At 69.2% G+C, this 20,171-nt stretch carries 16 protein-coding genes; 8 read left to right on the plus strand and 8 right to left on the minus strand.

All coding sequences use genetic code 11. The features are described from left to right. Nucleotides 1-75 precede the first annotated feature (75 nt). Nucleotides 76-2,577 carry a DEAD/DEAH box helicase gene (locus E0H45_RS36860; RefSeq protein ID WP_131346450.1) on the plus strand — a complete coding sequence of 834 codons (2,502 nt, stop codon included), beginning with the start codon at nt 76-78 and terminating at the stop codon, nt 2,575-2,577. Here E0H45_RS36860 and E0H45_RS36865 read toward each other — a convergent pair. Beyond that, nucleotides 2,564-3,775, minus strand: a complete 1,212-nt coding sequence (locus E0H45_RS36865) for an MFS transporter (protein WP_165546730.1) — start codon at nt 3,773-3,775, stop codon at nt 2,564-2,566. The genes E0H45_RS36860 and E0H45_RS36865 overlap by 14 nt on opposite strands. Before the next feature lie 62 nt (nt 3,776-3,837). On the opposite strand from E0H45_RS36865, the gene E0H45_RS36870 reads away from it, so the two are divergent. Further along, a complete protein-coding gene (locus tag E0H45_RS36870; RefSeq protein ID WP_202872703.1) occupies nt 3,838-4,398 on the plus strand; it encodes a CGNR zinc finger domain-containing protein in 561 nt (186 codons plus the stop codon). Here E0H45_RS36870 and fabV read toward each other — a convergent pair. Beyond that, nucleotides 4,395-5,564, minus strand: a complete 1,170-nt coding sequence (gene fabV / locus E0H45_RS36875) for an enoyl-[acyl-carrier-protein] reductase FabV (RefSeq protein WP_131346454.1) — start codon at nt 5,562-5,564, stop codon at nt 4,395-4,397. The two genes, E0H45_RS36870 and fabV, sit on opposite strands and share 4 nt — an antisense overlap. A 13-nt stretch (nt 5,565-5,577) precedes the next feature. Next, nucleotides 5,578-6,864, minus strand: coding sequence for a UDP-N-acetylglucosamine 1-carboxyvinyltransferase (gene murA, locus E0H45_RS36880; protein WP_131346456.1), 1,287 nt, complete (start codon nt 6,862-6,864; stop codon nt 5,578-5,580). A gap of 49 nt (nt 6,865-6,913) precedes the next feature. Between murA and E0H45_RS36885 the strand changes: the two genes are divergently transcribed. Next, nucleotides 6,914-7,495 (plus strand): cob(I)yrinic acid a,c-diamide adenosyltransferase, encoded by a 582-nt coding sequence (locus E0H45_RS36885; RefSeq protein WP_131346458.1) that lies wholly within the window; start codon nt 6,914-6,916, stop codon nt 7,493-7,495. Here E0H45_RS36885 and sppA read toward each other — a convergent pair. Both sppA and E0H45_RS36895 read right to left on the minus strand, forming a co-directional pair. Beyond that, nucleotides 7,492-9,144, minus strand: a complete 1,653-nt coding sequence (gene sppA, locus E0H45_RS36890) for a signal peptide peptidase SppA (protein ID WP_131346460.1) — start codon at nt 9,142-9,144, stop codon at nt 7,492-7,494. The genes E0H45_RS36885 and sppA overlap by 4 nt on opposite strands. Before the next feature lie 63 nt (nt 9,145-9,207). Continuing rightward, the gene (locus tag E0H45_RS36895; protein WP_131346462.1) at nt 9,208-9,540 is read right to left on the minus strand and encodes a hypothetical protein; all 333 of its coding nucleotides are present in this window, start codon (nt 9,538-9,540) and stop codon (nt 9,208-9,210) included. A 129-nt stretch (nt 9,541-9,669) separates the two neighbouring features. Here E0H45_RS36895 and E0H45_RS36900 point away from each other — a divergent pair, with 129 nt between their 5' ends. The 5 genes from E0H45_RS36900 (at nt 9,670) to E0H45_RS36920 (ending at nt 14,758) form a co-directional block, all read left to right on the plus strand. Continuing rightward, nucleotides 9,670-9,993, plus strand: coding sequence for an STAS domain-containing protein (locus tag E0H45_RS36900; RefSeq protein WP_131346464.1), 324 nt, complete (start codon nt 9,670-9,672; stop codon nt 9,991-9,993). Nucleotides 9,994-10,068: 75 nt separating this feature from the next. Beyond that, entirely contained in the window at nt 10,069-12,048 is a 1,980-nt protein-coding gene (locus E0H45_RS36905; RefSeq protein WP_131346466.1) for a protein meaA, read from the plus strand. Nucleotides 12,049-12,067: 19 nt separating this feature from the next. Next, complete coding sequence (locus E0H45_RS36910) at nt 12,068-12,886, plus strand: aldo/keto reductase (RefSeq protein ID WP_131346468.1); 819 nt, start codon at nt 12,068-12,070, stop codon at nt 12,884-12,886. A gap of 85 nt (nt 12,887-12,971) precedes the next feature. Then, nucleotides 12,972-13,958: a Dyp-type peroxidase gene (locus E0H45_RS36915; protein WP_131346470.1), complete on the plus strand. Its 987-nt coding sequence runs from the start codon at nt 12,972-12,974 to the stop codon at nt 13,956-13,958. Then, nucleotides 13,955-14,758, plus strand: coding sequence for a family 1 encapsulin nanocompartment shell protein (locus E0H45_RS36920; RefSeq protein ID WP_131346472.1), 804 nt, complete (start codon nt 13,955-13,957; stop codon nt 14,756-14,758). The genes E0H45_RS36915 and E0H45_RS36920 overlap by 4 nt, the downstream gene beginning before the upstream one ends. Here the strand turns inward: E0H45_RS36920 and E0H45_RS36925 are convergent, their stop codons facing one another. The 3 genes from E0H45_RS36925 to E0H45_RS36935 form a co-directional block, all read right to left on the minus strand. Beyond that, nucleotides 14,759-17,551 carry a glycosyltransferase gene (locus E0H45_RS36925; RefSeq protein WP_131346474.1) on the minus strand — a complete coding sequence of 931 codons (2,793 nt, stop codon included), beginning with the start codon at nt 17,549-17,551 and terminating at the stop codon, nt 14,759-14,761. A 166-nt stretch (nt 17,552-17,717) separates the two neighbouring features. Continuing rightward, a complete protein-coding gene (locus E0H45_RS36930) occupies nt 17,718-18,956 on the minus strand; it encodes an MFS transporter (RefSeq protein ID WP_131346476.1) in 1,239 nt (412 codons plus the stop codon). Then, complete coding sequence (locus E0H45_RS36935) at nt 18,953-20,140, minus strand: amidohydrolase (protein ID WP_131346478.1); 1,188 nt, start codon at nt 20,138-20,140, stop codon at nt 18,953-18,955. Before E0H45_RS36935 ends, E0H45_RS36930 begins: the two co-directional genes overlap by 4 nt. Nucleotides 20,141-20,171: the final 31 nt, after the last annotated feature.

Raw genomic sequence — 20,171 nt, forward strand, 5'->3', positions numbered from 1 at the left:
AGCCGAACGGTAGAAATCCGGGCCTGCCGCCCCGGCGCAGCCGATGGATTGGCGGGTCGGGGACAATGGGTGCTGATGACGCTGACCGAGATGTTGCCGGAGACGACCGAGCCTGACGACCTGTACGACGCGTTCGCGCGGTGGGTGGGGGAGCAGGGGATCTCGTTGTACCCGGCTCAGGAGGAGGCGTTGATCGAGGTGATGACGGGGTCGAACGTGATCCTGTCGACGCCGACCGGCTCCGGGAAGAGTCTGGTGGCGACCGGCGCGCACTTCGCGGCGCTGGCGAACGGGCAGCGGACGTTCTACACGGCGCCGATCAAGGCGCTGGTGTCGGAGAAGTTCTTCGCGTTGTGCGACGTGTTCGGCGCGGACAAGGTCGGCATGCTGACCGGCGACGCCTCCGTCAACGCGGGCGCCCCGATCATCTGCTGTACGGCGGAAGTCCTGGCGAACATCGCCCTGCGCGAAGGGGCGGACGCGGACGTCGGCCAGGTGGTGATGGACGAGTTCCACTTCTACTCCGAGCCGGACCGCGGCTGGGCCTGGCAGGTGCCGCTGCTCGAGCTCCCGAAGGCGCAGTTCGTGCTGATGTCCGCGACCCTCGGCGACGTCGAGCGGTTCAAGATCGACCTGTCCCGCCGTACCGGCCGTCCGACCGCGATCGTCGCGTCCGGCGAGCGGCCCGTCCCGCTCGTCTACAAGTACGTCACCACGCCGCTGCACGAGACGCTCGCCGAGCTCCTGGTGACGCATCAGTCCCCGGTGTACGTCGTCCACTTCACGCAGGCCGCTGCCCTGGAACGCGCCCAGGCGCTGACCAGCATCAACGTCTGCACGAAGGAGGAGAAGGACAAAATCAAGGAGCTGATCGGGCACTTCCGTTTCAGCTCGGGCTTCGGCAGGACCCTGCAGCGGCTGATCATGCACGGGATCGGGGTCCACCACGCCGGCATGCTGCCGAAGTACCGGCGGCTGGTCGAGCAGCTTGCGCAGGCGGGGCTGCTGAAGGTCATCTGCGGCACCGACACCCTCGGCGTCGGGATCAACGTGCCGATCCGCACCGTCCTGCTGACCGCGCTGAGCAAGTACGACGGACGCCGGCAACGCATCCTGAAGGCACGCGAGTTCCACCAGATCGCCGGCCGCGCCGGTCGGGCCGGGTATGACACGTCCGGCACCGTCGTCGTCCAGGCGCCCGATCACGTCGTGGAGAACGTCCGGTTGCTCGCGAAGGCCGGCGACGACCCGAAGAAGCAGCGCCGGGTCCAGCGCAAGAAGCCGCCGGAGGGGTTCGTCACCTGGGGTGAGGACACCTTCGACCGGCTCGTCGCCGCCGACCCCGAGCCGCTGCAGTCGCGGATGAGGGTCAGCCACGCGATGCTGCTGAACGTGATCGCCCGCGACGGTGACGCGTTCGCGAGCATGCGGCACCTGCTGCAGGACAACCACGAGGACTCCCGGGCGCAGATCCGGCTGATCCGCCGCGCGATCCAGATCTACCGGACGCTGCTCACCGCCGGTGTGGTCGAGCGCCTGGACGAGCCGGACGAGAACGGCCGGTCACTGCGGCTGACCGTTGACCTGCAGAAGGACTTCAGCCTGAACCAGCCGCTGTCCACCTTCGCGCTGGCCGCGCTGGACCTGCTCGACTCCGAGGACCCGGTGTACGCGCTGGACGTGGTGTCGGTGGTCGAGGCGACGCTGGAGGACCCGCGCGCGATCCTGATGGCGCAGCTGCACCACGCCAAGGGTGAGGCCGTGCAAGGGATGAAGGCCGACGGCATCGAGTACGAGGAGCGGATGGAGCTGCTCGACGAGATCAGCTGGCCGAAGCCGCTCGAAGAGTTGCTCGAGGCAACCTTGGAGATGTACCGGCAGACGCACCCGTGGGTCGCCGAGGCCGGGCTGTCGCCGAAGTCCGTCGTACGGGACATGTTCGAGCGGGCGATGACGTTCGGCGAGTTCATCCAGTACTACGGTCTCGCGCGCTCGGAGGGCATCGTCCTTCGCTACCTGAGCGACGCGTACAAGGCGCTGCGCCAGACCGTCCCGCCGGACAAGGTGAACGAGGATCTCACCGACCTGATCGAGTGGCTCGGCGAGGTGGTCCGCCAGACCGACTCCAGCCTGCTCGACGAGTGGGAGGAGCTCACCAACCCGACCGAGGAAGAGGTCGTCGCGCCGACGCCGGCCGGTCCGCGCCGGATCACCTTGAACACCAGGGCTTTCCGCGTCCTCGTCCGCAACGCCATGTTCCGCCGCGTCGAGCTACTCGCCCTGCACCGCTGGGCCGAGCTCGGGCAGCTCGACAACGCAGCCGGCTGGGACGCGGGCCGCTGGGCCGAGGCCGGTACGGCGTACTACGCCGAACACGACGTCGTAGGCACCGGCCCCGCGGCACGCGGCCCCGCTCTGTTCATGGTCGAGGAACACCCGGGCTACTGGGAAGTCCAGCAGATCATCGACGACCCCGAAGGCAACCACGACTGGCGCATCACCGCATCAGTCGACCTGTCCGCCTCGGACGAAGCCGGAGACCTCGTTCTGGAACTCGCCTCGTTCAAACCCCTGTAGTCACCGGCGTCTCGAGGCTCCGGACCTCGCGCACGAACATGGGCAGAGCCGACAGTGCGATGCCGATGGTGCCGACGGCAACGGCCGTCGTGGTGCTGAAGGTGCTCCCGAGTACGCCGCCGATCGCTGCGCCGACCGGGAGGACGCCGAACGTGAAGGTGCGGTAGGCGCCGTTGCTGCGGGCAAGCGCCGTCCGCGGAATCAGCAGTTGGCGGATCGTCACGGACAGCACGTTCGCACTGCCGAGGCCGATCCCGGCGAGGAACTGGACCGCTCCGAGCAGGACGCCGTACTGCAGACCGCGGCCGGGAAGGAAGGCCAGCAGGAGGGGGAGGCCGGTGGACAGGACCAGCGAGGTGCCGAAGGCGCGACCGTACCCCAGCTGCCTGGCCAGCCGGAGACCGAGCATCGCGCCGACGAACGCCCCGGCCCCGCCGGCGCTCAGCGCGACGCCGTAGCCGCCGGCCGAAAGTCCGCGTTCCTTGACCGCGAGTACGACGAGGTTGACGACCAGGATCTGTGCGGAGGCGTTGTAGAGCGCGGCATGCGCGGTCAGCGCGCGCAGGAACGGGCTGACCTTGAGTTGCCGGACGCCTTCCCAGAGGCCGGGTCGGTCGTCGCTCGCTCGCGGCGCGGGCTCAGCCCGTCGCGCGGTTCCGATGCCGATCGCGCTGGCGAGGTACGAGACCGCGTCCACCAGCAGCGCGATGGCCGGCCCGAGCAGCTGCACGAGGATCCCGGAGATGCCGGGGCCGCCGACCTGGGCTGCTGTCGACGAGCCCTGCAGCGCTCGGTTGGCTCCCGCCAACTCCTGCTCCGGCACGAAGTCCGGCAGATAGGCGAACGACGCGATGTCGAACACTACGCTCGCCGCACCGACGAGGAACCCGACCGCGACCAGCAACGGCAGCGTGAGCTCGCCGAATGCCCAGGCGATCGGGACCACCGCGACGGCGGCGGCCCGGATGACGTCGGTCGCGATCATCACGCCGCGCTTGCGCCGACGCTCCAGCCAGTGCCCGGCGAGCAGCGGGAGCGCCGCGCTCGGCAGGTACGTCGCGGTGGCGATCGCGCTGACTCCCGCCGCGCCCGCGTCCAGCGTGAGTGCGGCGGTCAGCGGCAGCGCGACCGCGGTCACCTGTGTGCCGACCGCGGACACTGTCTGACCCGCCCAGAACCGCTTGAAGTCCGCGTCCACCGTTACCGCTACCTCCGCCTCATCCAGTAACCGTTACCGGATCATGCCCTATCAGCGGTAACGTGGCAACTGTGATTCAGCCAGGCGAGCGGAACCCTGCTCCAGAGCCGCTGGTGGTTGTCCAGGATCTGGTCAACACCGTCGATCTGGAGCTGGAGAAGGACGCCCTGCGCGCGCCCGCGGACCTCAGCACGTTCTGCTCGGACCACGGGTTGCCGGGACTGCGCTTCGACCGCGACGACCTCGCGCAGGTGCTGACGCTCCGCGAGGCGCTCCGCGATGTCTGCCAGGCTCACGCCGGCGTCGACGTACCGGCGACGTCGCTCGCGGTTCTCGACCGGCTGCTCGCCGATGCGCCGCTGGCCTTGGCGTTGTCAGCCGACGGAAGCGCGATGGTCCGTCCGGTCGACGGGCTCCGCGGCGTACCAGCCCTGGTTGCCAGGCTGGCTGCGGATATCACCGCAGCCGTGACGGCCGGCACCTGGCCGCGGCTGAAGGCGTGCGCGGCCGATACCTGCCGTTGGGTCTACTACGACCGCAGCCCGGCGGGCCGCAGTCGCTGGTGCACGATGTCGCTGTGCGGCGCCCGCAACAAGATGCGCAGGTATCGCGCCAGCTCCTAGCGGTCCGGCCAGGCGACGTCGACCTCGGTCTCGGCGTCGTAGGCCACATCCCGTACGTCGAAGCCGTACAGGCGGCGTACCTCGGTGAGGAACCACGCGGCGTCGGCGACCTCGGCGATGTTGTCCTGGGTTGCTGACTCCCACTGCGCGCGGACGGCGGACTGTACGTCATCGTTGAGTTCCCAGCGGTCGAGGCGGATGCGGCCCTCGTCGTCCAGGTCGAACGGGGACTCGCCGGTGAGCTGGTCCCACAGCGCGATCGACTGCTCTACCGGCGTCTGCAGACCGGTCACCTTGTGCAGGAGGCTGACGTACAGGCCGATGCCCGGGATCGCGGACGACGCCTGCGTGACGGCGGCGCCGTTGACCGACGTCATCGCGGTCACCCCGTCCGCGGCCAGCTTCAGCGCGGTCTGCTCCAGATCCGCCTTGGCCGCGCCGATCGAACCCTGGCGGTAGAGCGGACCGGTCAGTTCGGAGCCGATGTAGGTGAGGGCGACGGTGTTGAAGCCGGGCTTGAGAAGGTCACGGTCCTGGAGAGCGGCGATCCAGCGGGTCCAGTCCTCGCCGCCCATCACCTTCACGGTCTGCGCGATCTCGTCGTCGGTCGCGACCTCGATCCCGACGTCCTGCAGCACCGGCGCACCGTCGTCGAACGCGAGGCTCTTGGTGGTGTGCTCGGCGCCGATCGCCTTCAGCACCGACTGGTACGTCTCGCCGGTGCGCGGGTCCGTGCGCCGCGGTGCGGCGACGCTGTAGACGAGGTGATCGATCCCACCGAGCTGCTCAGCGACCAGGTCGAGTACTTCGTCCTTCGTGGTGTCCGCGAAGGCGTCCGCGTTGACGAAGCTCCACGAGCGGCCGAGCTCGGCGGCGAGCGCGGCGGTCTCCGCAGTGCGGTACCACCCGGCGGTCGCCGTACGTCGTGCCGTCGGAGCCTTCTCGAAGCAGATGCCGATGCCGTCGATCCCGTACCGCGCGAGGCCGGCGATCGTGGTCGCGAGCCCGTAGCCCGAGCTCGACCCGATCACGAGCGCGGTACGACGCTGCGTCGTACGGTGCTCGACCTCCGCAGCCATCTCCCGCACAACCCGCGCACACCCCGCAGGATGCGAGTCGAGAAACAGGAATCCCCGCCCAACCGGCTTCACCACACGCTCAGTCATGGGGGAGACCCTATTAGCTCCAGTACATCTCCGCATCGTCCGGCTCGACCACGACGTCCGCGCCGAGGCGGCGGAGGTTGCCGGCGAAGTCGGTGTAGCCGCGATGCACGTGGTGGGCGGCCGACACGAGGGTCTCGCCCTCGGCGGCGAGACCGGCCAGCACCAGGGCCGCGCCCGCGCGGATGTCAGAGGCGACCACCGGAGCACCGGACAGGCGCGGTACGCCGCGAACCACCGCGTGATGCCCGTCGGTCTGGATCTGCGCACCCAGCCGGGTCAGCTCCTGCGCGAACGTGAACCGGCCCTCGAACAGGTTCTCGGTGACCATCGCCGCGCCGTCGCTGATCGCGTTCAGCGCGATCACGAACGCCTGCAGGTCGGTCGCGAACCCGGGGTAGGGGAGCGTCACCACGTCCACAGGCTTCGGCCGGTCGTGCATCCGGACCCGGAAGCCGGGGTTCAGCACGGTGATCTCCGCGCCGGCCTTGTGCAGCTTGTCGAGCGGCAGTTCGAGATGTCCCGCGTGCCCGTTGGTGATCGTCACGTCACCCTTGGTGATGGCGGCCGCGAACGCCCAGCTGCCGGACACGATCCGGTCCGGGACCACGACGTGATCGACCGGGTTCAGCAACCCGCTGACCCCGGTGATCTCGATCCGCGGCGAGCCGGCGCCGTCGATCTGCGCGCCCATCTCGACCAGCATCGCCGCGATGTCCTGGATCTCCGGCTCGCGGGCGGCGTTCTCGATGATCGTCGTACCGCGCGCGAGCACGGCCGCCATCATGATCGTCTCGGTCGCACCGACGCTCGGGAAGTCCAGCCAGACCTCGGCGCCGTGCAGCCCTTGCGGGGCCTCGGCGATCACAAAGCCGTGCTCGATGTGCACCTTCGCGCCCATCGACTCCAGACCCGCGACGTGCATGTTCAGCCCGCGGGAGCCGATGTTGTCGCCGCCCGGCAGCGCGACCTCCGCCTGACCGCAGCGGGCCAGCAGCGGACCGAGCACCGAGATCGACGCGCGCAACTTGCGGACCAGGTCGTAGTCGCACTGGTGCCCGATCGTGCCCGGTACGGCGATCGTCGCGAGCCGCTGCTCGGCGTCGACGGTCACCTCGCACCCGAGGGTGTCGAGCAGTTGCGCCATGAACGTGACGTCGAGAATGCCCGGCACCTGCCGCAGCGTCGTCGTACCCTCTGCCAGCAGCGCCGCCGCCATCAGCTTGAGCACACTGTTCTTCGCCCCGGCTACCTCGACAGCGCCCTCGAGCCGTGCCTCACCCGCGATCCGAAACCGTTCCACCGGTCGACTGTAGCGTTTGACCGTCCGAGGCTTTGCGTAGAGTCCTGGCATGGCTGTGAACTTGACGCGGATCTACACCCGCACCGGAGATGCCGGCGAGACCCGTCTCGGCGACAACTCCGTGACATCGAAGACGGATCCGCGGCTGGCGGCGTACGGCGAGGTCGACGAGGCGAACTCCGCGATCGGGGTGGCCATCGCGGCCGGGCACCTGAACACTGCGCTCGTGGTCCTGCTGACCCACGTCCAGAACGACCTGTTCGACGTCGGCGCGGACCTGTGCAACCCGATCACTCCCGACCCGGAGTATCCGCCGCTGCGCATCACGCAGGACTACATCGACCGGCTCGAGGGCTGGTGCGACGACTACAACAGTCGTTTGACCAAACTCCGCTCGTTCATCCTGCCCGGCGGCACCGAGGGCGCGGCCTACCTCAACGTCGCCCGTGCGGTCGTGCGCCGCTCCGAGCGGGCCGGCTGGGCCGCGGTCGAGGTGCACGGCCCGTCCGTCAACCTGCTCGCGATCACGTACCTGAACCGGCTGTCCGACCTGCTCTTCATCCTGGGCCGCGTCGCGAACCTGTCCTCCGGCGGCGACGTCCTCTGGGTCCCTGGTGGCGAGCGGGGTTAGCTGATCTCCCAGTTGAACGGCATCCGCAGTACGCCGGCCGGGGGCAGCCCGAGCGCGCTGTAGAGACCGGTGGTCAGGCCGTCGAGCGTCAACGGCGCCGCGCTGACAGCCAGATCATCGGTCGTCGTGGGCGCCTTCAGCTGACTGAGCAGGTTGCGGTGCGGTACTGCGGTCACGGCGATCTCGTCCCGGTCCAGACCGGCCCGGTTGCACGCGAGCGTCAGTGCGTGCTGGAAGCCGCCCAGCTCGTCGACCAGCTTGTGGCTGTGCGCGTCGGCGCCGGTCCAGACCCGTCCGCGGGCCAGCGACTCCAGCTGGTCCTCGGGCAGGCCGCGGTCCTGTGCGGCCTTGGCGACGAAGTCCTTGTAGATGCGGTCGAGCGTCTCCTCCAACCGCGCCCACTGCTCGTCGGTGAACTCCTCCTGTGCCGAGTACATCTGTGCGTTCGCGCCCTCGGACACGGCCTCGCGGGAGATGCCGATCCGCCCCAGCGCATCGCGTACGACGCCCTTGCCGGTGAGGACCCCGATCGACCCGGTGATCGTGCCGGGCTGCGCGACGATCACGTCAGCCGGCATTGCGACGAAGTACCCACCGGATGCGGCCACACCGCCCATCGACGCGATCACAGGTCGTCCGGTCGAGCGCAGCCGCAGTACCTCGTTGCGGATCGCGTCTGACGCGACGTACGACCCACCTGGGCTGTCGACTCGCAGCACTACTGCCTTCACGCGCTCGTTGTCCGCCACAGCACGCAGTGCGGCGCCGACGGTGTCGGAGCCAGAGCCAGGACCACCCATCGGGCTGTTGGAGTTGCGGCCGACCGAGATGCCACCTGTCACGCGAACAACCGCCACCAGCGGCTTCTGCGGCCACGGGAGGTTCTTGCGTACCTCGTCGAGCGTCCGCGGACCACGCCGGATGTACCGCTCGGCCAGCAGCCTGTCGTCGTACTGGAGCTCCTTCTCGAGCTCGTCGTACACGTCCGACCGGTAGCCGAGTCGATCGACCAGACCGGCGTCCACACCGACCTGAGCCGGCAGTGGCGCGCTGTCGACGAGCTCTCGGACCCGTGCGCTGTCCAGACGCCGCCGTACGGCGATGCCCTCGACGATCTGCTCGTACGCCGACTCCGCGAGCCGCGATGCCATCTCGCGAGCAGGCGCGGTCATCTCCCGCTCGGTGAACGTGTCGGCAGCGGTCTTGTACTCACGCCGCTTACCGAACTGGGGGATCACACCGGCCTTGTCGAGCGCACCGCGGATGAAGACCGCCTGCACGGACACACCTGTGATCGCCAGGTCGCCGGACGGCTGCAGCCAGATCTCGTCGAACGCCGTCGCCAGGTAGTACGGCACGGTGCCCTGTCCGGTCTCGCCGAACGACTCGGTCCACGCGACGGCCGCCTTGCCCGACGTACGGAAGTCAGCCACCGCCTCACGCAGCTCTTGCACCTGTGCGAGTGAGAGCCGGTTGCCGCCGATGTGGGCCACTACGCCGACCACACCGTCGTCACGCGCCCCCTTCCGCAGTGCGCCTACCAGCTCGCGCAGTGTCGGCAGGTGGCGCGCACGGAACGCCGCCACAGGAGAAGCGGGCGGCGTCTCGAGTACGCCGCGGGTCAGGTCCAGCTCGAGCAGAGTCCCCATACCCAGACCCTAGACCCACACCAAAGGCCCGTTGGCGGATGGCAGTGGACGGGACACGGTCACTCAAGGAACGTCGAGCAGGCCGCGGGCGGCGGCTTCGTCCTTCGGCCAGACGTAGATCGTCCAGCCGTCGGTGGTGCGGGCCGCGGTGGCCTTGATGCCGAAGTCCTTCAGGCGGCTGACCAGGACGCGAGCCTCGTTGTAGTTCGTGACGGTGCGGATGTCGATGAGCAGGCCGAAGGCGTCCCGGTCGGCCGGGCGGTGGTCGACCCGGCGTACGAGCGACCCGCCCTTCGCCTTCGAGAAGGCCCAGCGGCACAGCAGCACCATCAGACCGGCCAGGGCGATGGCCACCACCGGGAACAGGAAGTAATCCTCGGCGAACACGGACACCATTGTCTCGCGAAACAAAAGATCGTGAACTCTTGGCAACCTTCCGTGTCTCCAGGGAGTCTTTACCAACACAGACGCTGCCACGCGGCCAATTCACCTCGGGGGCCGCCGGAAGAGCGGGAGGGCACGGACATGCTCGCACCGACCCACAGCAAGCCTGACAACGTCGTACACCTGACCGGCATCCTGGACGTGCGCACCGTAGGCGACGTCCGTCAAACTCTCAACGACCTGATCGACGCCTCCGACGGCGACGTGATCGTCGACCTGGAAGAGGTCGACGCGGTCGATGCGACCGGCCTCGGCCTGCTGGTCGCGACCCACCGCCGCACCCAGTCGCTCGGCCGGCAACTGGTCCTCTGGCACCCGATGCCGTCGGTGGTCCGCATCCTCGCGGTCACCCGCCTGCACCGAGTCCTCAACGTCGAAAGAACACCCCTGCCCATCTCTGCGTGAGTGTGATCCACGCCCCTGGTGACACCAGTCACGAGGTGGCGACTCACAAGGGCACAGAGTCCTACTCTCGGGTACATGGCGACCGACAAGGATCGACCCTGGGTGATGCGGACGTACGCGGGCCACTCGTCCGCGGCGGAGTCCAACGCGCTGTTCCGCCGGAACCTCGCGAAGGGCCAGACCGGGCTGTCCGTCGCGTTCGACCTGCCCACGCAGACCGGGTACGACGCCGACCACCCGCTCGCGAAGGGTGAGGTCGGGAAGGTCGGCGTACCGGTCGCGCATCTGGGTGACGTACGGGCGTTGTTCGACCAGATCCCGCTCGCGCAGATGAACACGTCGATGACGATCAACGCGACCGCGATGTGGCTGCTGGCGCTCTACCAGGTGGCCGCGCAGGAGCAGGGCGCGCTGCCGGACGAGCTGACCGGGACCACGCAGAACGACATCGTCAAGGAGTACCTGTCCCGCGGGACGTACGCGTTCCCGCCGGACGCGTCGCTGCGGCTGACGACCGACGTGATCGCCTACACGGTCGCCACCATGCCGAAGTGGAATCCGATCAACATCTGCAGCTACCACCTGCAGGAGGCCGGTGCGACGCCCGTGCAGGAGTTGGCGTTCGCCCTGTCGACGGCGATCGCCGTCCTCGACCGGGTGCGGGACGGCGGGCAGGTTCCGCCGGAGCGGTTCGGGGACGTGGTGCAGCGGATCTCGTTCTTCGTGAACGCCGGCGTGCGGTTCATCGAGGAGACGTGCAAGATGCGTGCCTTCGTCCGGCTCTGGGACGAGCTGACCCTGCAGCGGTACGGCGTGACGGACGCGAAGGCCCGGCGGCTGCGGTACGGCGTACAGGTGAACTCGCTCGGGTTGACCGAGGCGCAGCCGGAGAACAACGTGCAGCGGATCGTCCTCGAGATGCTCGGGGTGACGCTGTCGAAGAACGCACGGGCGCGCGCGGTCCAGCTGCCGGCGTGGAACGAGGCACTCGGATTGCCGCGGCCGTGGGACCAGCAGTGGTCGTTGCGGATGCAGCAAGTACTGGCGTACGAGTCCGACCTGCTCGAGTACGACGACATCTTCGACGGGTCGCATGTGATCGAGGCGAAGGTCGACGCGCTGGTTGCCGGTGCACAGGAGGAGATCGACCGCGTGCAGGCGATGGGTGGCGCGGTCGCCGCCGTCGAGAGCGGGTACCTGAAGCAGGCGCTCGTCGGGTCGCATGCCGAGCGGCGGCAGCGGATCGAGTCCGGCGAGCAGATCGTCGTCGGGGTGAACAAGTTCGAGAACACCGAGCCGTCACCACTGACCGCCGACCTGGACACCGCGATCCAGACCGTCGACCCGGCGGCCGAATCGGCTGCGCTGAAGTCGCTGCAGACGTGGCGTGCCGAGCGCGACTCGACCGCCGTCGACACCGCTCTGTCGAAGCTGCGCGCCACGGCCAAGACGACCGACAACCTGATGCCCGTGACGCTGGAGTGCGCTCGTGCCGGCGTGACGACCGGGGAATGGGCCGGCGTACTGCGGGAGATGTACGGCGAGTACCGCGCACCGACCGGTGTCGCCGGATCCGTCGGGGTGTCCGCCGGTGGCGCCGAGATCGCCGCGGTCCGTGAGAAGGTCGCCGCCACCTCCTCCGAGCTGGGCGGCCGCCTCCGCCTCCTGGTCGGCAAGCCCGGCCTGGACGGCCACTCGAACGGAGCCGAGCAGGTCGCGGTCCGCGCCCGCGACGTCGGCTTCGAGGTCATCTACCAAGGCATCCGCCTCACCCCCGAGCAGATCGTCGCCGCCGCCGTCGCGGAGGACGTTCACTGCGTCGGTCTCTCGATCCTGTCCGGCTCCCACATGGAACTGGTCCCGCAGGTGGTCGCAGGCCTCCGCGAGGCCGGCCTGGAAGACGTCCCCGTCGTCGTCGGCGGCATCGTCCCCGAAGCCGACGCCAACTCGCTCCGGTCCGCCGGCGTGGCTGCCGTCTACACCCCCAAGGACTACGACCTCACCGGCATGATGTCCGACGTCGTCGACGTGATCCGCCAGGCCAACAAGTTGTAGGGCGTGGTAGAAGGAGTGCATGACCGCTAATACTCGGCAGCTCTCCAACGGAACTGAGATCCCGGTGCTCGGACTCGGGGTCTGGCAGGTGGATGACGGGGCGGAGTGCGAGCGCGCCGTCACCTGGGCGCTCGAGGCCGGCTACCGGCTGATCGACACCGCGCAGGCCTATCGCAACGAGGCCAGTGTCGGGAAGGCGATCCGCGAGAGCGGGATCCCGCGCGAAGAGATCTTCCTGACGACGAAGTTCTACCCGGGCGGGAAGGACGCGCGGGTCGAGGCGGAGAAGAGCCTCGAGCGGCTCGGGACCGACTACCTCGACCTCTATCTGATCCATTGGCCGCAGGGCGGTCCGACCTGGGCCTGGCCGGCCATGGAAGCGGCCGTGGACGCGGGACTCACCAAGGGCATCGGCATCTCCAACTTCAGCTCCGCCGAGCTGCAGGAGCTGAGCAAGATCGCCCGGATCCAGCCGGCCGCGAACCAGATCCAGTTCAGCCCGTTCGAGTACCGCAAGGAGCTCGTCGAGGCTTGCGAAGAGGCGGACGTCGTCGCGCAGGCGTACAGCCCGCTCGGCACCGGTCGCCACCTCGGCCACCCGGTCATCGCCCGCATCGCTGAGGCGACCGGCCACACGCCGGCGCAGGTCCTGATCCGCTGGGCGATCCAGAAGGGCCTCTCGGTCATCCCGAAGTCCATCCACCAGGACCGCATCGTCGAGAACTTCAACGTGTTCGACTTCGAGCTGGACGACGCGGCGGTCGCCGACCTCGACGCCCTGGACACCACGAACCTGACCGCGGACGCCTTGTCCCAGAGCGGCAAGTGGTGGTCCTGACAACACCTTCGGTCGGCCGCGACAAAGGCGGTCACAGCTCGGTGCGCTGAGGGATAGCGTGTCGGCAACCGGCGAGGGGGAGTAGATGGTCCAGGACGTACTGCGAGAGCCCGCGAAGGCAGTGACCTTCCTCGTGCTCGACGTACGCCCTGGATCCGAGGACACCGCGCGGGATCTGCTGGCGGACGTCGCCGGACTGACCCGCGCGGTCGGCTTCCGCGTTCCGGACGACCGACTCAGCTGTGTTGTCGGCATCGGCGCGTCCCTGTGGCACCGGCTCTACCGTTTGCCGGTGCCGCGCGGCCTGCATCCGTTCCGCGGGTTGTCCGGCGCCAGGCACACCGCCCCGGCGACGCACGGCGACCTGCTGTTCCACGTCCGCGCCCGCAGCCTCGACCTGTGCTTCGAGCTCGTCCGCCAGGTGATGCGGCGGCTCGCCGGCCACGTCAACGTCCGCGACGAGGTCCAGGGCTTCAAGTACTTCGACGAGCGCGACCTGCTCGGTTTCGTCGACGGCACCGAGAACCCGTCAGGTCCCGACGCGGTGGCCGCCGTCACGATCGGCGGCGAGGATCCGGCGTACGCCGGTGGCAGCTACGTGATCGTCCAGAAGTACCTGCACGACCTGGACGCCTGGCAGGCCCTGCCGGTCGCGGAGCAGGAGCGCGTGATCGGGCGGCACAAACTCAGCGACATCGAGATCCCGGACGCCGACAAGGCGCCGAACTCGCACGTCGCGGTGACCACGATCGTCGATCCGGACGGCACCGAGCGGCAGATCGTCCGCGAGAACATGGCCTTCGGCTCGCCGGCCGCCGCCGAGTTCGGCACCTATTTCATCGGGTACGCCGGGACACCGGACGTGATCGAGCGGATGCTGCACCGGATGTTTGTCGGCGAGCCGCCCGGCAATCACGACCGGATCCTTGACTTCTCGACCGCGGTCACCGGCAGTCTGTTCTTCGTGCCGACCGCGGAGTTCCTCGAAGACCCGTCACCCATCACATCCCACCCGGCCGCGAGCGCGGACGGCTCGCTGGGAATCGGCAGCCTGAGAAGGAGTCGGACATGACGAACAACCTGCACCGCGAGCTGGCCCCGGTCTCGGACGCCGCCTGGGGCGAGATCGAGGAGGAGGCCCGGCGTACCTTCACCCGCGACATCGCCGGCCGCCGCGTGGTCGACCTGGTCGGCCCGGCCGGACCGGGACTGTCGTCGGTCGGCACCGGGCACACCGAATCGGTCGAGGCGCCCGGCGAGGGTGTGATCGCGCTCCGCCGGCTGTCGCAGCCGATCATCGAGCTGCGCGTCCCGTTCACCGTCTCGCGGCAGGCCGTCGACGACGTCGAGCGCGGCGCGAAGGACTCGGACTGGCAGCCGGTCAAGGACGCCGCGAAGCAGGTCGCGTTCGCGGAGGACCACCTGGTCTTCCACGGCTCCGACGCCGCCGGGATCCTCGGCGTCGCCCCGAGCACCTCGAACCCTGTCCTCACGCTCCCGTCCGAGCCGCGCGAGCTGCCGGACACGGTCGCGCAGGCACTGCGGGCGTTGCGGCTGGCCGGTGTCAACGGGCCGTACAGCCTGCTGCTCTCCGCCGACGCGTACACCGCCGTGGCGGAGACCACCGACCACGGCTACCCGATCCGCGACCACCTGGCCCGGTTGATCGGCGACGGCGAGATCATCTGGGCGCCGGCTCTCGAAGGTGCGCTGCTGGTGTCGACGCGTGGCGGCGACTACGAGCTGCACCTCGGTCAGGACCTGTCGATCGGGTACCTCTCGCACGACGCCGAGAGCGTCCAGCTGTACCTGCAGGAGTCGCTGACCTTCCTGGCCCTCACCGCGGAGTCGAGCGTCGTACTGCGCCCCTGATCAGACCAACAGGCTCGTGCTCTTTGCCATCTTCTCCCTGAAGGCGTGCCACTTCGTCTCCGGTAGTTCGGGCGGGCCGGGGAGGAGCTGTTGGACGAGGGTGGCGCCAGGGGCCCAGGCGGCGTCCGGCAGGGTCCCCATCACGTCGGCGTACACCGACCGGAGGACCTCGGCCTGCGCGGCCCAGGAGAACCGGTGCTGCAGCTCGGGGTCGTCGGCGATGCGCTGGGCGATCCGGTCGCGGTCGGCGAGCACCACCCGGACCGCCTGCACGAGGCCGTCCACGTCACCCGCGGGGTAGACCGCGCCGAGGTCGAGCTCCTTCACCAGGTCGGCTTGCGCCGGGGTGTCGCTGGTGATGATGGGCAGCCCCGCGCCGATGTACTCGCAGAACTTGTTCGTCACCGCGATGTCGTGGTTCGGCGCGTGCAGCAGCGGGCTGAGGCCGATGGTGGCCGAGCGCAGGTACAGCGGCACGACCTCGGCGGCGACGAACGGCGCCAGGTGCACGCGGTCGGCCACGCCCAGTTCGGCCGCAAGGGCCTGCAACTCGACGGTGACGGAGTTGGGCCGCGCGACGATCGCAAGGTGGACCCCGGGCAGCTGCGGCAGCGCCTCGACAGCCGTCGCGACACCACGGGCACGGTTGACGCCGCCGCCGTACACCAGCAGCGGCACGTCATCAGGCAGCCGCAGCTGCTCGCGCAGCCCCGTGACCTCGGCGTCCTCGGGCGGCTCGACCGGCGCGTTGAGGACGACGTCAGGCAGGCCTGCCAGCTTGTGGTCACGCTGCAGCCAGTGGGCCAGCGGCTCGGACACCGTGACGACGCGGTCGGCGTCGCGGATGAACTCGCGCTCGAGATCGCTGTACGCCGCGACTCGGCGCGGAGCCACCACCGGCACGCCCGGGATGTACTCGTGGGCGTCGTAGATGATCTTGATCGTCCGCCCGTCCAGGGCCGCCCGGTGCGCCGCGCGCGCCGCGATGCCGAGCATGAACACGTCATGGACGTGGATGACCTCGATGAGGAGGCGGTCGAGCAGCGGGCCCAGCGTCAACTCCTGGTCGACCAGCTCGGGCATCACCCGCCGCCAGCGCCCTGTCGGCAGATAGCGGTGGAGAGTGAGCAGCCATTGGCGCCGCTTGCCGATCCCCAGGTCGCTGGTGTCGACCTCGGGCTTGGGCCGCCGGAACGGGTACGCGCGGGCCTGGAGGATCGCGCGGTGCAGCCGCAGCAACCGCCAGCGCACCGCCCGCTGCAGCCGATCGAGGAGGGACCGCGTGGCCGGCCCGGACTCACTGCCGGCGCGCTCGTGGTCACGGCGATCGCGGCCGCGGTCGCCGCGCAGCTCGCGGCTCGCGTACTGCCAGCGCCCGTAGGCCAGCATGTACTCGGCCTCGGTTCTGAACCACGGCCTCAGGTTGGCGTTGAGGTTGGCCAGCCGCTTGCGCCAGCCCGTCAGCAGCACCTTCGACTGGATGGTCGGGCACAACACCTGCACCTTGCCGAAGTAGCGGACGCCCCTGAACCGACGTCCGGGGATGCCGATGCAGGTGACGTCGAGGTCCCAGTTGGCCACCGTCTGCGCGTACTTGAGCACGCGGGCGTCGACCACGATGTCGTTGCCGGCCATCATGACGACCTTCGGCCGGATCCACGACGGCTTCCAGTCGACCGGCACCGGACTTGATCGGCTCGACTGCTCGACGAACGTCGCCAGCGCGTCGGCCGACCAGCTGCCGTCGTGCACCATCTCGACGAAGTCCGGTCCGCGTGCGGCGATCTCGCGGCCCCGCTCCGGGTGCGCGATCAGGTCGAGCACGACCTGCTCGACGGTGTCGGGGGTGGCGTCGACGATCGGCAGGTCGAGCCCGGTTTCCGCGGCCACGCGATCCCGGACGTGCTCGGCGATGTGCCCCACCACGATCCGGCCCGCCGCCATCGCCTCGCACGCGGCGACGCCGTAGCTGCCGATGCGGAACTGGTCGAGGACGATGTCGGCGTCGCGGTAGACGGCCGGCATGTCCGCCGGGTCGACACCCTCCACCCGGCGATAGGTGATCAGGCCCCGCTGGGCAAGGCTCTCCATGATCGGGTCGATGAGATCGGAACCCTTCATGGCCGACTTGCTCGGCGCGTGGGCCACTACCGGCTTCTTGTGCTCGAGCACCGGCGAGTCGCTGTGCCAGGTGTCGACGTCGACGATCACCGGGCACCAGACCGCGTTGGGGACGTAGTCGAGGAGGTCGGGGGTGGAGACATACACCCGGCCCGGGTACGACGTGAACAGCTCGACGGCACGCGTGGAGTTCCGTTCGAGCAGCTCGACGGTCTCGTCCTCGAGGTCGGGGAACGGCGACCACGGCTCGGTCTCCGCATGCTGGCTAGGGATGCGGACGTCGGAGCCGTGGGCGATGAGTGCCACCTGGAGACCCTTGGCGAGCAGATGCGGGATCTCGAAGGACCCGTCCGGTCCGTGCAAGGGACCGAAGATCGGCCGGGCCGCCTCGAGCAGCACGTGCGTGTAGTTGCCCACGACATGGTTGTAGAAGTTCAGCCGCCACCGCGGATTGCGCCGGTACGTGCGCGCCGGGACGCCGTAGTCGACCGGGTAGTCGAGGACTCCCTTGAAGAAGGCGAACGACGTCGCCTTCGTGGTGGCCACCCGCTCCTCGAGCGCGCGGACCCACCGAGTGCCCTGACCCGCGAAGTTGGCCGGACCAACGAGCAGCCGGACGGATGCGTCGAGCCGCTCCGGCATGCCGGCGCGCGGTTCCGAGTTCCGATCCACAGTGTTTCTTCCCCCCACCAGATCGCCCGTACGGTCTTGACTTTTAAGGACTAGACCGGTATTAAGACAGGCCACTCCCACGGCCTGTGCGACTGTTCTGAGTCCCCCCGGACTCAACCTATAGATGCAGTGGGACTCCCAGTTGGTTGCCAGGAACGCCCATTTGTTACCGAAGGACGCCGCTGTAGCGGAGGAGGGAAGGCGTCCAGAGGCCGAGGGCGGCGACCGCGGTGACCAGGACGACGCCGCTGACGAACGTCGTGATCCCGACGCCGTAGTGCTCCGCGAAGGCGCCCAGGGCCAGGGACGCTACGGGCATGATGCCGATCGCCAGTTCCTGGACGCCCAGTGCGCGGCCGTGCAGGGACTCGTCGGTGGTCATCAGGAGCAGCGTCGTCTGCAGTACGCCGAACGCCGCGCTCATCACGCCGATCGCGGTCATCAGCACGAACGACACCACCGGGTCGTGGGACAGCGCGAACAGCGACCACAACGTGCCCCAGATCGCCGTACCCACCACGAACATCCCGCCCTTGAACCGGAAGTCGCCGAGCCAGGCGATTACCAGCGAACCGGTCAGCCCGCCGACGCCGGCGCAGGTCAGCAGCCAGCCGAGCCCGGCCGCGTCGAGCCCGAGTGACTCCTGCGCGAACACCGGCATGAAGGACTGCGCGATCGGCCACAGCAACGTGTTCGCGGCCAGCGTGATCAGCAGGACGGTCGAGGCCAGCCGGTTCCGGGCGAGGTCGCGGAGACCGCTGGTGACCATCCGGAGCGCCGATCCGGTGTGCCCGCCGACTACCCGGCCGTACGCGCGCAACGGCAGCAACGTGACCAGCGAAATGGCATACCAAAAGGTCGAGACCCACAACGCGGCCGGCGCGCCCAAGCCGGTGATCATCAGGCCTCCGACCGCGGGGCCGATCACCTGCGTCATGTTCAGCGCCATCGAGTTCAGCGCGTTGGCGTTGCTGAGGTTCTGCCGGCCGACCAGGTCCATCACCAGCGAGGCGCGGGCCGGCTGCGACGGCGACTGCGCGAGGCCGATCGCCAGCCCGCCCACCACCAGCACCCAGTACGACGCCTTGCCGAGCGACGCCAGCGTGGCGACAGCGCTGACCGCCACCAGCGCCCACGAGGCCGCGACGATCAGCAGTCGCACCCGGTTGTGCCGGTCCGCGAACGCACCCGCGAACGGCCCGAGCAGCAACGGAGCCAACCGCACCGCCGTGTAGACGGCGACCAGGAAGTCCGAGTGGGTGGCCTCCCAGGCGAGCCATCCGAGCACGAGCGTCTGCGTCCAGACGCCGCCGAAGAAGAACAGGTTCGAGAACCAGAACAGCCGGAACGCCCGGTTGTCCCGGAGCGAGCCCAGCGTGCGTCCGACCGCAGTGCCGGTACTCACACCTGGAGTTCGCCGTCGCGGACGACGACCTGCCCGCCGGCGATCACGTACTCACGACGCGGCGCGCGGACCAGCACGTCCGGCGCGTTCTCGGCGTCGAGCAGCACGATGTCCGCGCGAGCGCCCACGGTCAGGCCGTGGTTCTCGCGGTGTACGAAGGCGGCGCCGTACGTCGTCGCGAGCTCGACCGCGTACGTCAGGTCCTCGTCGGTGCGGAGCCCGTGCAGCCGGGCGAAACCGCGGGCGATCTGCAGCAGGTCACCATCGCCGTACGGCGACCACAGGTCCCGGATGCCGTCGGTACCGAGCCCGATCAGGACGCCCGCGGCGCGCATCTCCCGGAACGGGAGCGGTGCCGAGGTGGCCGGAGCGACCGTCGTCCAGGAGATCCCGGCCTCGCCGAGCTGGTCGACCATTTCGGCCCGCCGCGCCGGGGGTAGCTCACCGAGCGCGAACCCGTGCGACACGTTCACCTTGCCGTGCAGACCGGCGTGCACGGTGCGCTCGGCAATCAGTTCGTACTGGAACGCGCCGAGGTCGCCGTGGTCGTGCAGGTGCAGGTCGATCCCGACTCCGCGCCGGGCGGCGATCTCGAACAGCGCGTCCAGCTGGCCGACCGGGTCGCGGTCGATCGTCGCCGGGTCGAGACCGCCGATGCTCGTCGCTCCTTCGGCCGCGGCCCTGTCGAGCAGGTCGAGTACGCCGGGGCGCCGGAGTACGCCGTCCTGCGGGAACGCGACGATCTCCACGTCGACGGCGCCGTCGAGCGCGGCCGCGGCTTCCAAAACGTTGGCGATGCCACGCAGTTCCACGCCGAGGTCGACGTCGACGTGCGTGCGCGTCGCCGTCGTACCGTGCCGGAGGAACTCACGCAGCACGGCCTTCGCGCCGCCGACGCTCGGGATGCCGTACTTGTCCCGCTCCGCGCGCTCGTGCGCGATCCGGCCCTGCGTGGTCGGCTGTCCGCCGTACGACACCCACGGCTGGCCCCACCAGCTCTTGTCGACGTGCGCGTGCGCGTTGACGAATCCCGGCAGTGCCAGCAGCCCACGCCCGTCGATCCGGTCCTCGACCGCTGTGCTGTTCCCGGCGGGGGAGAGGTCCGAGATCACGCCGTCGACGATCGTCACGTCGACCGCATCGCCGCCCCAAGGGCGCACGTCAGCAAGCAGCAAAGAGGTCATGCCGGAAATGGTATACCAAATTGCGGAGGGT

The sequence above is a fragment of the Kribbella soli genome, from assembly GCF_004331345.1.
Taxonomy (GTDB): Bacteria; Actinomycetota; Actinomycetes; order Propionibacteriales; family Kribbellaceae; genus Kribbella; species Kribbella soli.

Coding starts and splice junctions, on each gene's coding strand:
- E0H45_RS36905 (WP_131346466.1), top strand. CDS start 10,069: ATGGCGACCGACAAGGATCGACCCTGGGTGATGCGGACGTACGCGGGC.
- E0H45_RS36935 (WP_131346478.1), bottom strand. CDS start 20,140: ATGACCTCTTTGCTGCTTGCTGACGTGCGCCCTTGGGGCGGCGATGCG.
- E0H45_RS36900 (WP_131346464.1), top strand. CDS start 9,670: ATGCTCGCACCGACCCACAGCAAGCCTGACAACGTCGTACACCTGACC.
- E0H45_RS36915 (WP_131346470.1), top strand. CDS start 12,972: ATGGTCCAGGACGTACTGCGAGAGCCCGCGAAGGCAGTGACCTTCCTC.
- E0H45_RS36895 (WP_131346462.1), bottom strand. CDS start 9,540: ATGGTGTCCGTGTTCGCCGAGGATTACTTCCTGTTCCCGGTGGTGGCC.
- E0H45_RS36910 (WP_131346468.1), top strand. CDS start 12,068: ATGACCGCTAATACTCGGCAGCTCTCCAACGGAACTGAGATCCCGGTG.
- E0H45_RS36860 (WP_131346450.1), top strand. CDS start 76: ATGACGCTGACCGAGATGTTGCCGGAGACGACCGAGCCTGACGACCTG.
- fabV (WP_131346454.1), bottom strand. CDS start 5,564: ATGACTGAGCGTGTGGTGAAGCCGGTTGGGCGGGGATTCCTGTTTCTC.
- E0H45_RS36885 (WP_131346458.1), top strand. CDS start 6,914: ATGGCTGTGAACTTGACGCGGATCTACACCCGCACCGGAGATGCCGGC.
- E0H45_RS36920 (WP_131346472.1), top strand. CDS start 13,955: ATGACGAACAACCTGCACCGCGAGCTGGCCCCGGTCTCGGACGCCGCC.
- sppA (WP_131346460.1), bottom strand. CDS start 9,144: ATGGGGACTCTGCTCGAGCTGGACCTGACCCGCGGCGTACTCGAGACG.